9 protein-coding genes are annotated in these 13,751 nt (G+C 38.1%); 5 read left to right on the top strand and 4 right to left on the bottom strand.

What is annotated here, in order from left to right; genetic code table 11:
- Window positions 1-126 precede the first annotated feature (126 nt).
- Together AC3Z9T_RS04255 and AC3Z9T_RS04250 are read left to right on the top strand one after the other, a co-directional pair.
- Window positions 127-1,533: an aminotransferase-like domain-containing protein gene (locus AC3Z9T_RS04255; RefSeq protein WP_490124952.1), complete on the top strand. Its 1,407-nt coding sequence runs from the start codon at window positions 127-129 to the stop codon at window positions 1,531-1,533.
- Between the two features lie 243 nt (window positions 1,534-1,776).
- Window positions 1,777-2,934, top strand: a complete 1,158-nt coding sequence (locus AC3Z9T_RS04250) for an MFS transporter (protein ID WP_490124951.1) — start codon at window positions 1,777-1,779, stop codon at window positions 2,932-2,934.
- 19 nt (window positions 2,935-2,953) lie between these two features.
- Here the strand turns inward: AC3Z9T_RS04250 and ydeE are convergent, their stop codons facing one another.
- The 3 genes from ydeE to AC3Z9T_RS04235 all read right to left on the bottom strand — a co-directional run bounded on the left by ydeE (window position 2,954) and on the right by AC3Z9T_RS04235 (window position 6,640).
- A complete protein-coding gene (gene ydeE, locus AC3Z9T_RS04245; protein WP_490124950.1) occupies window positions 2,954-4,144 on the bottom strand; it encodes an efflux MFS transporter YdeE in 1,191 nt (396 codons plus the stop codon).
- A gap of 450 nt (window positions 4,145-4,594) precedes the next feature.
- Window positions 4,595-5,434 (bottom strand): glutathione-dependent disulfide-bond oxidoreductase, encoded by an 840-nt coding sequence (yghU, locus tag AC3Z9T_RS04240; protein ID WP_490124949.1) that lies wholly within the window; start codon window positions 5,432-5,434, stop codon window positions 4,595-4,597.
- Window positions 5,435-5,482: 48 nt separating this feature from the next.
- Complete coding sequence (locus tag AC3Z9T_RS04235; RefSeq protein WP_490124948.1) at window positions 5,483-6,640, bottom strand: iron-containing alcohol dehydrogenase; 1,158 nt, start codon at window positions 6,638-6,640, stop codon at window positions 5,483-5,485.
- A gap of 486 nt (window positions 6,641-7,126) precedes the next feature.
- On the opposite strand from AC3Z9T_RS04235, the gene AC3Z9T_RS04230 reads away from it, so the two are divergent.
- From AC3Z9T_RS04230 to AC3Z9T_RS04220, 3 genes are all read left to right on the top strand, one after another.
- On the top strand, window positions 7,127-8,011 hold the full coding sequence (locus tag AC3Z9T_RS04230) for a 4Fe-4S binding protein (protein ID WP_490124947.1): 885 nt from the start codon (window positions 7,127-7,129) through the stop codon (window positions 8,009-8,011).
- A gap of 433 nt (window positions 8,012-8,444) precedes the next feature.
- Complete coding sequence (locus tag AC3Z9T_RS04225) at window positions 8,445-10,472, top strand: ATP-dependent nuclease (protein ID WP_490124946.1); 2,028 nt, start codon at window positions 8,445-8,447, stop codon at window positions 10,470-10,472.
- Window positions 10,457-12,583 (top strand): UvrD-helicase domain-containing protein, encoded by a 2,127-nt coding sequence (locus tag AC3Z9T_RS04220; protein ID WP_490124945.1) that lies wholly within the window; start codon window positions 10,457-10,459, stop codon window positions 12,581-12,583. Before AC3Z9T_RS04225 ends, AC3Z9T_RS04220 begins: the two co-directional genes overlap by 16 nt.
- 261 nt (window positions 12,584-12,844) lie before the next feature.
- Here the strand turns inward: AC3Z9T_RS04220 and AC3Z9T_RS04215 are convergent, their stop codons facing one another.
- Entirely contained in the window at window positions 12,845-13,738 is an 894-nt protein-coding gene (locus AC3Z9T_RS04215; protein ID WP_490124944.1) for an alpha/beta fold hydrolase, read from the bottom strand.
- Between the last annotated feature and the right edge of the window lie 13 nt (window positions 13,739-13,751).

Here is a 13,751-nt window from a genome sequence, read left to right as displayed (position 1 = left end):
TATATTTAGATTTACATACGCATTTACGATAAAAAAGTGACAGATACATTTTTTTGCATAATACAGATCAAAAAAGGATGGTTTTGTATTACATTATGGTTACGGGGAAATTGTTGGGGCAGAAAAATGTTACTGTACAAGCAGATCGCACAATCATTGCAAGATAAAATTCATCGAGGGGATTTCCTCAGCGGTGAAAAATTACCTTCAGTCAGAGAGATTGGTCGTGAACATGAAGTGAGCTTAACCACGGCTCAGCTTGCTTATCGCGAGTTGGAAAAATTGCAATTAATTTATGCTGTTCCTAAATCAGGGTACTTTGTGATCCCTGATAAAACAGGAGCGCCATTACCAAAAGCGGTTAATTACATTCAAAAACCCGTTCATATTGAAAAATGGAATCCAACAATTGATTTTTTGCGAGTAGAAGAACGTGATGGCGTGACGTCATTGTCATGTGCGGTGCCCAATATTGAGAGCAAAACATTAGAGCCATTATGGCAAGAAATGAATATGCTCAGTCGCAGAAAAAATAGCGCAATGTTGGAATATGACAGTTTACAAGGGCTGTTGGCATTGCGTGAACAGCTGCACAGTATCTCTGATCATAAGCATTTATTTACCCCCGATGATATTGTGACGACAACCAGCGGACATCAGTCGTTATCTCTTGCTATCCAAGCTTGCTCGCAAGGAGAGGATGTGATCGCTGTTGAATCGCCGACATTTCCTGGTTTGTTGCAGACTTTGTATGGACTAGGGCGGAAAATTATTGAGATCCCAACCGACCCGCAGACAGGTATTAACCTTGAGCGTGTTCAGGAAGCCTTTCAACGTTGGTCAGTTAAAGCCATTGTGGTAACACCAACCTGCAATAACCCTATGGGCTGTTCAATGCCTGATAGTCATAAGATGCGCTTACTTGAATTAGCGAATCAATATGGTACGACCATCATTGAAAATGATATTTTAGCTGGCCTTGCTTACGATTATCCACGCCCTTCAACGATCCAATCTTTAGATAGTGAAGGTAGGGTGATTTTATGTAGTTCATTTTCTAAAACGATCGCACCGGGAACAAGGACGGGTTGGGTGATACCCGGCAAATACAAAGAAAAAGTGATGCATTTAAAATATTTATCACATTGTTCAGGTGAAATTTTTATGCAGCAAGTCATGTCAAATTTTTTACGTGAAGGTCATTATTTCCCACATTTACGTTATATGCGCCAACATTATAGTGAATTACAGTGCCAATATCGTGAGTTGGTTGAAAGCCATTTTCCGCCAATGACACGCATTTCAAGGCCACAAGGCGGTTTTTCATTGTGGGTGGAGCATCCTCCCGTTGATAATCGAAAACTACTAGATGTACTACAGCGTAATAAAGTGATTGCTCTAACAGGCGATCACTTTTCAACAGGTGGGTGTTTTGCTAATCATTTAAGAATTAATTATGCATTGCCGCTAATTCCTAGGCGCCGTAATGGCATAAAAATTCTAGGTGAAACACTGCGCTTGGCAAGTTTATAGCTTTCACTGGCTGCATCGCTTATCGTGCAGCCTAGTTTTCTTGACACTGATAATACGTTTTTATACAGTAATAGATCTGCTGTCTATTTCGTAACGAACCTTTCTTTTTAAGTTGTTCCTTTTCGTTTGTGTTGCCTCTGATTTAAATTTTCTATTTCAAAAATCTTCCTCTTTTCTTTGCTGTGGCTTTTTAGCAAACGGCGGGTTCGCTATTGCTTTTTATATTTAATTACAAGGAGAATTATGTCTTCTCAACGCATTTTGTTACTGGTATTGGCTGCCGCGGTTTACTTAGTCGGTACTACGGAATTTATGCTCTCAGCGACATTAACACCGCTTGCTGAAGTCTTTTGGGTTGATCCTATTCAGGCGTCATGGTTAATTTCTGCCTATGCACTGACTTATGCCCTTGCAGCACCAGTCTTAGGTTACTTTTCAGATCGTGTTGATCGCCGAAAACTACTATTAGCGGCAATGTTTTTATTTGCAGTAGACAGTTTGGCAATTATTGTGTCCCCTAATTTTAATATTGTGTTGATTTTTCGTATTTGTGGCGGCCTTGCATCAGCCATTATTGTGCCTACTGCGTTTGCGTTAATTGCCGATATCGTGCCATCGTCACAACAACCCACTGCAATGGGGAGTGTGATGTTGGGTATGACACTCGGTATTGTATTAGGACCTGTGTTTGCAGGGGTCTTGACCGAGTATATCGCGTGGTATATGCCATTTATCATTACTGCGATAGGTAGCTTTATCGTTTGGCTGTGTGCATATCGTATCTTACCAAAGGATCAACCTTACCATCCCCTGCAAAAGCCAGCGAACTTTCGCTGGCTAAATGATTTCAAATTGATGCGCTTTGTGAGAGCAAAGGCGCTTTGGAATGGCACCGCTGTCAGTGTGTTTTTATTGGCAGGAGAGGTGTTGCGCTATAAATATAAGGTTGATAGTGCAATGATCGGCATGGTGATTAGTACATTTGGTATAGGATTATTGATAGGAAATTGGCAAGTTGGGCGGCTTAATTGTATTTTATCTAATGATTTTCAACGGCTATTAGCGGTAACCACTCTGATGTCCATCATGATTATTGCCTTCGTCACTACCCATTATTGCTTATTGATAGATATGCTGATGCTATTTATTTGGGGATGTTTTTTGGGAATGGCGGCGCCATTGAGTGCAAGCATTATCGCGACAGAAAGCGATGAAAATAAAGGGCAAGTGTTAGCGGTATCAGAAAGTATGAATAACATTGTGTTATTTATAATGCTACCGGTTCTATCATGGCTTTTGATTCAGTTTGGCTTATGGGGCGTTGGCATTATTGCTGCTGTAGTATTGGTTAGTGCATTGATAATTAACTTATGTTCTATATCAAAGGTGAAAACAATCTAGTTTTCACCTTTGATATTCATTATTCAACTTGTATCGCGTTTCTAGGTTTTACATTCATCCCTTTTAGCATGCTCATCCATGCTAAAACGGTGACACCCATTAAAATGATAAAAATAGTTTTAGGTGGGAATTCAGTGAGTACGATCCCCGTCAGCATAGGGTTAAAGGCACCGCCTAATAAACCAAGTGTTTGAGCCGAAAAATAGCTCGATTTCATGCCATCAGGTGCAATATTATCAATTAGCATATATTCACCCGGCGCATAAATAATTTCACCTAAAGTGAACACAAACGACGCGAACGCCCATAGATAGAGGTTTTCGCCAGCCTGCATAAATGTGGCTAAGCCAGCCACAAAAAATACTGTTCCAATAGTCATATAACGCTTCAAATTATCGCGATGTAGGCGTTTACCGACAACATATTGCAAGGTTACTACGACAATGGCATTGACTGGAAGAATGACACCAATTACCGATTGAGCAAAATCACTGTTCACTACGGTTATCACATATTGCGATATCCAAGTCATAAATGAACCAAAAACTAATGAACCAAGAAACGTTGATAAGATAAACCAAGCCAATGCGCGATCATGGAACATTGCCATCGGGTTCCAAACTACAGGCTTACCTTCCACGTTAGTTTGTGGCTGTACACTTTGTACAAAACGCTGCACAAAGAAAATGGGCAATGCGGCAGAGGCTGCCGCCAGCCAGAAAGGCAAATTAATGCTATACATCAACAACCAAGTGCCTAACGGAGGGCCAACCGTCCAACCAATATTGAGGAAGGTATAGTTAAGCGAAAATACTTTGGCTTTAATATTAATTGGCAGCGTGTCTGAAAAGTAGCCTTTGAGTACAGTAGAGAATACCGAGTATGAGCAGTTAATCAGCGAAAAAAATACCACCACTAATGCAGCATGATTGGTGAGTGGAATGGCAATAAAACCACAAATAAATGCGATGATGGCAAGCAACATGCAACGTTTTTTATCGACACGATCAGCCAAAATACCAAAGACAATGCTAAACAGTACGCCAACGGTTAAGGCTAGTGACATCGCAAATCCGACAATATCAATCGCCATTTGATATTGTCGAGTTAGATAAATGGCCATAAAGGGCAATGTTGCACCACGCCCAATGGTTAACAGCAGTGACGAACAGAGTAAGGCACTATTTGAAATATTCGATTTTGACAACATGAGCCCACGATCCGGATTTTATTGTTATGGTGTTGTGATAATAGATATAAATTACTGAATTTTGTGGTAACTGGAAATGGCTTATGTGCTATGAAAAACAAAAAACAGCAAAACAAAATATTACATCATCCCTAGCTGGGATTAAGGCATTAAAGATAGGAAATAGCATGTAAGTTATTATTTTTCTAGATTATTGCACTGTGGTTTTTTTGTACACAAATTGATAAATAAAAAAGCCTTACATCATGCGATGTAAGGCTCAGACCGCAGACAAACGTATTTTGTTTGTCTGCGGTCGTTAAGGTTTTTGAAATAAACGAGGAAAATCAATTTATTGATTTTCGGCTGATAACACGGAGCGGGAAAAACCACGCTTTTATCCTGCTTCGTCAACAACCTCAGCCTTACAACATATGATGTAAGGCTTCATGTTTTTACGGCAAGGTCACGCTATAACAAATCACTTGCATCATGACGTTCACGAATTTGCTGAGCAGGATCGCCTTGTAAGCGATTCACTCGGCGACCACGTTGTACTGCTGGTCGTGCATAAACTTCATCAGCCCAACGGATCAGATGTTTGTATTCATGTACGCTTAAGAACTCACCTGCATCATATTGCCAACCTTTGACTAAAGCACCATACCAAGGCCAAATAGCGATATCAGCAATAGAATAATGTTCACCTGCGACAAACTGGTTTTCAGCTAAACGCTTATCTAATACGTCGAGTTGGCGTTTAGTTTCCATGGCAAATCGGTTAATTGGGTACTCGAATTTTTCTGGTGCGTAAGCAAAGAAGTGCCCAAAACCACCGCCCACGAAAGGTGCTGAACCCATTTGCCAAAACAGCCAAGACAAAGTTTCGGCACGTTCAGGCTGGGTAGTTGGTAAAAATACAGAAAACTTTTCGGCTAAATAGGTCAGAATCGAACCTGATTCAAAAACACGAATGGGCTGCGAACCGCTTCTATCAACAAGCGCAGGGATCTTGGAATTAGGATTAATTTCTACGAATCCTGAACCAAATTGGTCACCATCGCCAATATTAATTAGCCATGCATCATATTCAGCTTCTTTAATTCCTAGCTCAAGCAACTCTTCTAACATGATGGTGACTTTTTGGCCGTTGGGTGTTCCCAATGAATAAAGCTGCAATGGATGCTTACCAATAGGTAGTTCTTTTTCATGAGTAGCACCAGAGGTAGGGCGGTTGATATTGGCAAATTTACCGCCATTGCCAGCTTCCCAATGCCAAACTTTAGGTGGAGTATAGGTCGAATTGCTCATTTTATCTCCTAATTAGGTATCCCACTCAATGAGGTGGGATAGCATGAATTATAAGGATGCGACATAAACACGGCGACTGATCTCAGGTGTAATGTCATGATGCTCACCCAGTGCCGTCATACCATTCTTGGTCAAACTCTCTATCAATGGTTCAATAACATCTTGACCGAGGCTATAGTCACTCAAACGTGTTTTAACTTGCATACGTTCAAAAAAGTCACGCGTTAGCTCAATAGCACGTAATGCTTTCTGTTTGTCTGAGCCATCATGAATGCCCCAAACTTGTTCGGCATACTGAGCTAGTTTAGCTTGTTTTTGTGGTAATTTTTCAATCAACATCGAAGGTAAAATAATAGCCAGTGTCTGCGCATGATCTAAGCCATATAATGCCGTTAATTCATGGCCTAACATATGCGTGGACCAGTCTTGAGGAACACCAACACCAATTAAGCCATTTAATGCTAAGGTAGCGGTCCACATTAAACTTGCTCTGACATCATAATCATGTGGAGTCGCTAAGGCTTTAGGGCCAATATCAATCAACGTTTTTAATAGCCCCTCGGCAAACACATCTTGTACCGGCGCATTAGCAGGATAGGTTAAATACTGCTCCATGACATGAACAAAGGCATCTACAACACCATTACTGATTTGACGCGGTGGCAATGTAAAGGTTTTGACTGGATCTAAAATGGAAAATTGAGGGTAAACACTGTCATGCATAAATGCACGCTTGGACTGTGTTGCTTCACGCGTGATCACAGAACCTTTATTCATCTCAGAACCTGTCGCAGGTAAGGTTAAAACGGTACCAAAAGGCAGGGCTGATGTGACCTTTGCACCACCACTGGTTAAAATTTCCCAGCTATCCCCTTCAAAATTGACTGCTGCGGCAACAAACTTAGTACCATCAATCACTGAACCACCGCCAACGGCTAATAGGTAGTCATAGCCTTCTTGCTTAATTCTATCGACAGCTTTGATTAACGTTTCATAACGTGGATTGGCTTCAATTCCACCAAATAAGCCAACTTCGCGGTTACCCAGTGCTTTTTCTACTTCATCTAATGTGCCGGTTTTACGGGCACTTTCACCACCAAAAAGAATCAACACCTTAGCTTCTTTAGGGATCAATCTGTTCAACTCAACGATTTTTCCTTCACCAAATACAATACGGGTTGGGTTATAAAATTCGAAATTGTTCATGTACAGACCTTATTTCAGAATTGAAAGAGCAGGATCCCTCTTGACAATACATGACTGACTAAGAAGGAAATGATGATGGGGTAATTGAATGCATTAATAAAGTAACTAATATGACTATATTATACAAACATTATGAAAATTTGTATTATCGCAATATGCGATTCTTTGTAATTCATTGTAATTTATTGTTATTTTTTTCAGGTAAGGTGTTTTGTTAAAGAAATACAGGTCAGTAAAGTAACTGGCCTAGTGAGTGGACATTTGGCGCCGTTGCAATTTGTCGTATAAGCACAAAATTGTATTATTGGTATTTCATTATGGGAAAGGAGATGCCACAGGTAAGACGCCCCAGTTTCGAACAAGCTAAATGAAATTTACTGATGTTTTGATTTGACAACGGATTAGCCATGCAGAAGCATGTTAAAATACCGCTGTGTTAAAGTATTATTCAGTTTATTTTTATGTTAAGTCATGGAGTTGAGTTGTATGAGGCGTTTTATTAAGGTGGAGCTCCCACCGGAACCCGTTATCAATGATAAATGTGTGAGAAAACGTCTCAAAAATAGCGTTTGTGATAGCTGTTCACAAGTTTGCCCCGTCGGCGCTATTTCATTTGGTACCATGAATGCAGTTATCGATAATCAGCTTTGTTATCAATGCGGCAACTGTTTATTTTCTTGCCCCGTCGATGCGATTGATAATATCACTCCACATGAACGCACTTATCAAAACAACCATTTAGTGATCAGCCATGATGAGCCTCTAGCGAGTGTTGAAGAGTTACTGGTTTGGCATAAACAATATCAAATCAATGGGATAGAAATTGCGGAACCATTAGTGGATAAATGGTTGCCTGTATTAGCAGCCTTAAATTTAAAACTGAAAGCACTGCAAGAGCCTATTTGGCAACTGATAATGACACAACCGCCAGAGGTGGATAGTGGCCGCCGTTTGATGTTTTTCCGTCAAAAACTCGACCAAGTGCCGTTAAATAAAGGGCAAGTACGTACAGGTTTAAATGCACGTAAACAATTTTACCCGCAAGATAGTTGGTTTCATATTGAGCTCGATTCTGAAAGCTGCATTCTTTGCGGTGCTTGCGCTAAGGTTTGTGATGAACAAGCGATTACCTTTGGTGATCACCAATTCAATTTTGATGAGAAGCGCTGTACAGGCTGTATGAGTTGCCAGGTGGTGTGTTTCCCTAAATCTATTCATGTCACACAGCATGTGGCAAAAGACAGTGAACCTGTCACCTTTCAATATTACGATGCACATTGTGAGAGATGCCGATTACCTTTCTCCGCTTGGCAACAAAATCAGCGCTTGTGCCCAATTTGCACACAACATAAAAAACAAGGTTGGTTGTAATTAACAAGGCCGCGTTTTGAAGCGACCTTGTTAAAGCTATTTAGCACTCACTCAGCCTGTAGCGTGAATAAGTATATTTTTTTCGCCACTTGTCTGGTGTCTAGATAAGGTGTTTTATCGACATTATTCCATATCGGTAGTGATTAAATTACACTGTATAAACCGTAAGAAATAGCTAAGTTTTCATTGGTAATGTATAAGATTAAATTCTACTTATAATAAAAATAAACTTAATTCAAATTGCTATTTTAAATATGACATCACTAACAGAAAAACTCTCAGTGTTCTGCTAATATCTATCAGTAAAGAAAAATATACTTTATTGAATAGTCGTTATACGTTAATAATATAATCAGTGATTGACGAAATAATTACTTTATGTAATTAATTCATAATCACAGTCTGAGACAATAGCATTTAGAGTTGAATAATTATGAAAATAAAAAGTATAAAAGTTGAAAACTTTAGGCTACTTAAAAATAGCTCATTAGATATGACAGATGGCCTAACCTTGATAGTAGGAAAAAATAACACAGGTAAAACATCTTTTGTAGTTTTACTCGAAAAATTTCTATCGAAGCCAAATCCTTCATTTAACTTCAGTGACTTGCCTGTTTCTGTAAGAAATAAGCTCTACGAAATATCTGAGGAAACAAATATAGATGAACTGAGCATAAGGCTATGTATATCTGTAGAGTATACGGATGAAGATGATCTAAAGCATATTTCCAACTTTATGTTAGATTTAGATCCAGATAAATCAATTATCAACATTATGTTTGAAGCACGTCTAGAGCGAGATGTTTTGCTTCATCGGATACCAATCAAAAAAGAAGGTATAGATGATGCTAAATATATTACTGAAAAAAGAAATTTTATAGAGAGAAATTTCAGTAAATTCATAAAAACATCAATATATGCCTATGATGATTCGGGATACGAAGGAAATGAGCCTTATTATCTTCACAACCGAGAGGAATTAGAAGAAAAAGAGTTTAAGGATGTTTCTAATCTCATCAATTTTCAAGTAATACATGCCAGAAGAAATGTCGCCAGTTCAGATGAAACAGGTAAGAGCCCGTTGTCTGCGGTAACAACTCAGTTTTTTAAGAAATTAAACGACTCGAATGATGAACGACTTGAACAAGTTAGGGCGGCATTAATTGATATAGATAATGGTTTAGAAACGCAGTATTCGAATGTCTTTAGTGGTTTTTTATCAAGTGCGGCAAACTTTCTCAATTTGAATAGTTTGAAAGTAGTTTCAAACATTGAAGCAAGTTCTCTAATTGGCTCTTCTTCTAAGGTCATCTATGGGACAACAGAAGAACATCTGCCCGAAAATCTTAATGGCCTTGGTTATTTAAATATTTTGTATCTCTTGCTTCAGATTGAGATGATGAGAAAGGAATTCAAGGAGTCTTCATCAGACATTAATTTGTTATTTATAGAGGAACCAGAGGCACATACGCATCCTCAAATGCAATCAATTTTCTCAAAAAAGATTCGAGAGGTGGTAAACGAAATAAAAGGACTACAGGCTATTATTACTACCCATTCATCCTATATAGTTGCTAATTCTGACTTTGATAATATCCGATACCTCTTGAAGGATGAAAATTCAAATGTCGAATTTAAAAATTTTCATACTGAACTTGCTAAAAAATATAAAAAAGAACAAGGTCATGAGGATGGTGCAAAATTATATCAATTCTTAGAACAGTACCTTAAGATTCAAAATGCAGAGCTATTTTTTGCTGACAAGGCAATTTTTATTGAAGGAACAACTGAAAGAATTTTACTACCTTGGTTTATTAAAAAGTATGATGAAAAATGTGATAAAGAAAGCCAACCAATATCTTCGCAAAATATTTCAATAATAGAGGCCGGTGCAAACGCTAAAGCTTTTGCACCATTTCTAGAATTTATTGGTATAAAGTCACTAATCGTGACAGATCTAGATTCAACGAAACCAGAAGTAAAATTAGATAAAAATGATAAAGATAAAACTTCATATGTTGCATGTCCAGTTTCAGAGTCTTCACATACCAGTAATGAAACGCTGAAGCATTTTTTTTCTGCCCCCGACCTTAAAGCTGCTGAATTTTCTGAATGGTTTAATAAACTAAAGCGAGGGGAATTACCTGAAACTGCTAGTTGTGTAAAAGTTGTTTATCAAACGAAGGAAAATGGTTATCAAGCCAGATCTTTTGAGGATGCATTTTTCAATGCTAATAAAGTTGAATTAAAAACGGTTTGTGCTGAGCATGAAGTTCTAGGTCTCAAAAATAAGGGTAGGATTGCAGAAATAGAGATGGCAGACATCTATGAATTGACAGATAAAGTGATTGATAAAAAATCTGATTTTGCAGCATCATTACTTTATTTATGTCTCACAGGAGAGGCTGATTGGAAAACACCAGAGTATATTAATGAGGGATTAAAATGGATAAGCCAGTAATAATACCTTTAGAAAAAATACAAGAATGTATAGCTCTTGGGCAATCTTTTGTTTTACAAGGTGGAGCAGGAAGTGGTAAGACAGATACATTAAAAAAAACAGTCAAGTTTTATCTTGAAAATTACCCTGACAAGAAAATTATTTGTATCACCCATACTAATAAAGCTGCTGATGAAATAGTTGGACGTGTGGGGGCAGAAGTTGAAGTATCCACAATTCATTCGTTTATTAGCAGACTTATAAAACCATATAAACGTAATCTTCTAAAATTACTACCAGAGTTATTCTGTCTTCCTCTATTCGAGGAATTGAGTATAGAGCATTACAATGGTGATGATAAAATAAGAAATACTGAAGAACATAAGAGATTTAAAGCACAGCATGGATCCTTAGCTAAAAAACGTTCTCGCATATTACAACAAGATACAGGGCAAGTTACTGGAAAACGCGAATACGACAAAGATCCTAGTTCATACAATGCATTATTGAATAATGATATTGAACAGCTAAATAAAGCAATACGAGAAGCTATCAAACAGCATCATTTCAATGATGTTAGATATAATGATTCGCCGTTTGACGACTTTGAAAGTGCCACCTTTGGTCATGACGGCCTTATTAAAATAGCTTCGCTGCTATTTTCTCAATATCCAAATTTAGGGAAAATAGTTCGTGATAAATATGACTGTATATTTATCGACGAATACCAAGATACTGACGAAAACATCATTCAATCGTTGGTTTATTCTACCCCTGGAACAGGGTTAATTATAGGTTTGTTTGGTGATAGTGAACAGGCAATTTATGAAGGAGGGATAGGCTCGGCAAAGAGATTTATTGATGATGGAAAATTAATATTAATTGAGAAAGAAGATAATTTTCGTTGTTCACCTCAAGTAATCGATGTAGCGAATAAATTTCGCTCTGATAATCTGATTCAAAAAGTTGCGCTGAAGGAAATTGATGGGATCATTGAAACGGTTGAAGAACGGGAGGGTTCTGCTGTTTTTTACTACTCAATAAAGCCTCCAAAACCTGAAAAACTTGCCTTACCTAAAAAAGGCGATTCTGATGAAACTAAAAATCATTACTTAATTGCGAAAGATAAGTATGATCAGCAATCGGAGGAATATAAGCAGGATATTTTGAGGCGTCTGGAAGAGTTAGTTGCTTGTGCGAAAGTTGATATTGGAGAACATGTGTTATTGAAACTGCCCAATAAATCGGTTGCGCGTGATGCTGGTTTTGGGAATTTGTATGAGCTGTTTGATGATAGGTTTCCTGATGCACGAGACAGAATTAAAAAAGCCCTTGATAGGCTTCAATTTGATCAGCTTACTAAATTATTACAGCTTTTTAATAGTTCAAAGGATGATAAACGCTCATACAACAAGTTAATAGTGCTGTTGAAAAAACAAGGATTCCTTATTAAAACCAAGCAGGACAAAAGAGACTTGCATCATATACTACAGGAGCTGTCTACGTCTAATGAGTCTGCTGATACTGTTATGAGTCGAGCTATTGAGGCTGGGCTAATTTCGTTATCTGAAAGCCATAAGTTTTACCTTAAACGCAAAGAGAGTGAGCTGGAAAGGATTAATAAGGATAGAAAGATTGCTGTTTTTAAAAGATTACAACAATCTGGATGTAATTCAATAAATCAGATGTGTGATTATGTTAAACAAAATAATAACACTGATTTGACTAGTGAAATGATTGAAGAGTACTACGAGCAGTTGAGTAAAGATATTAAAATCGAGAGGTTCTATTCTGGATTGTTTGGTGATGCTCTGAGCTTTAGCGAAGTTTTGGCATTTTATAAATATGAAAGTGATGATAGTAATTTTATGACAATGCATAAAACTAAAGGAACTGGAATTGAAAATGTTGTTGTGGTTTTAGATGAATTCAATTGGCTTAAGTATGATTTTGCAAGCTGCTTTAGGTCGGAAACAAGTAATCCCGCTAGGCAAGCCCTCACAAGAAAACTACTATATGTGGCATGCTCCAGAGCAAAGAAAAACTTACGCTGTGTAATGCTTCTTGATAGTGATGATGATTTAGCAAATATAGAGAATTACTTCGATAATATTGTACATGTTGATTTGTGAGAGCCACTATACTGATCCCTTTGTATAGTAGTAATTTTCAGGCTTTATCCATTGATATATAAAGATAAGTATAGTGGGTGTAAGCCTGTAGAGCCTTTGGTTAAAATAATGGCTTCAAATATGAAAAATGTACATGCCGTTGTATATAGCGTGTACATTTTTAAGTGCTACTAGAAGAGAACATCGTAAATAGTTATTGCGTATTCACACACGAATGAACATATTACGTACGCTATACATTAAAAAAAGACCTTGTTAAAGCTATTTAGCGCGAACCGAATTTAAATGAGCAATGATTTTATCTGCTATCATCGGGATCAGTTGCGGTGGTGTTTCATGTCCCATGCCTGAAATTAAATCAAACGTTGTATTGGCAATATTGTCGGCAATATCTTTCCCTGCTGCTGGAGGGAATAATGGGTCAACTGAACCGTGGATCACTAGAGTTGGTGCAATAATTGCGGTTAAATGAGGGCGCATATCACCGGTGATGGCGACAGCAACTAACTGACGCTTGGTACCTTCAGGTGAATAATTGCGTGCTAAGGCCTGCAAAATATAATCACGATAATACGTTTCATCGAATGGGCAAATTGTCGAGCTGATCCGTCGATAAAACGCTAATTGCCCCTTTAGATAGCCTTCAAGATCATCTTTCGGGTTAGCACCTGAACTCATCAACATTTGCATCACGTCAGGTTCTGGCTGTGGTAACGCTGGGTTGCCTGTGCTCGACATAATAGGGCATAAACTCAATACTGTTTCAGGTGCTAATGCTGCGACTAATTGTGCGATCATACCGCCCATTGAGCGACCAATAATATGAGCTTTTTCAATGGAAAGTTGGTTTAGTAGCCTTAGAACATCCTCTGCCATATCAAATAAGGTATAAGGAATATCTACGTGTTCGCCACGTTGTAATTTCTCAATCAGTTCAGGGATATTGATTGCAGGGAAATGAGCAAAGTGGGGTGACAAACCACTGTCGCGGTTATCAATACGAATGACATAATAACCTGCATTTACCAATCGTTGGCAGAAGTCTTCTGACCAACTGATGTTATGGCCGCCTAAGCCAGGTATCAGTACAACAGAGGGGTTATCGCGATCGCCAAATGAATCATAATAAAGTGTAATTGGAGCATCTGTAGTCATTTTTTATCCAAAT

Source organism: Providencia sp. 6390 (genome assembly GCF_058148425.1).
This window is presented reverse-complemented; position numbering and strand designations above follow the sequence as displayed.

What these genes read in the sequence shown, in the direction of transcription:
- AC3Z9T_RS04250 (WP_490124951.1), top strand. Translation starts at nt 1,777, where the DNA reads ATGTCTTCTCAACGCATTTTGTTACTGGTATTGGCTGCCGCGGTTTAC.
- ydeE (WP_490124950.1), bottom strand. Translation starts at nt 4,144, where the DNA reads ATGTTGTCAAAATCGAATATTTCAAATAGTGCCTTACTCTGTTCGTCA.
- AC3Z9T_RS04225 (WP_490124946.1), top strand. Translation starts at nt 8,445, where the DNA reads ATGAAAATAAAAAGTATAAAAGTTGAAAACTTTAGGCTACTTAAAAAT.
- yghU (WP_490124949.1), bottom strand. Translation starts at nt 5,434, where the DNA reads ATGAGCAATTCGACCTATACTCCACCTAAAGTTTGGCATTGGGAAGCT.
- AC3Z9T_RS04230 (WP_490124947.1), top strand. Translation starts at nt 7,127, where the DNA reads ATGAGGCGTTTTATTAAGGTGGAGCTCCCACCGGAACCCGTTATCAAT.
- AC3Z9T_RS04215 (WP_490124944.1), bottom strand. Translation starts at nt 13,738, where the DNA reads ATGACTACAGATGCTCCAATTACACTTTATTATGATTCATTTGGCGAT.
- AC3Z9T_RS04235 (WP_490124948.1), bottom strand. Translation starts at nt 6,640, where the DNA reads ATGAACAATTTCGAATTTTATAACCCAACCCGTATTGTATTTGGTGAA.
- AC3Z9T_RS04220 (WP_490124945.1), top strand. Translation starts at nt 10,457, where the DNA reads ATGGATAAGCCAGTAATAATACCTTTAGAAAAAATACAAGAATGTATA.
- AC3Z9T_RS04255 (WP_490124952.1), top strand. Translation starts at nt 127, where the DNA reads ATGTTACTGTACAAGCAGATCGCACAATCATTGCAAGATAAAATTCAT.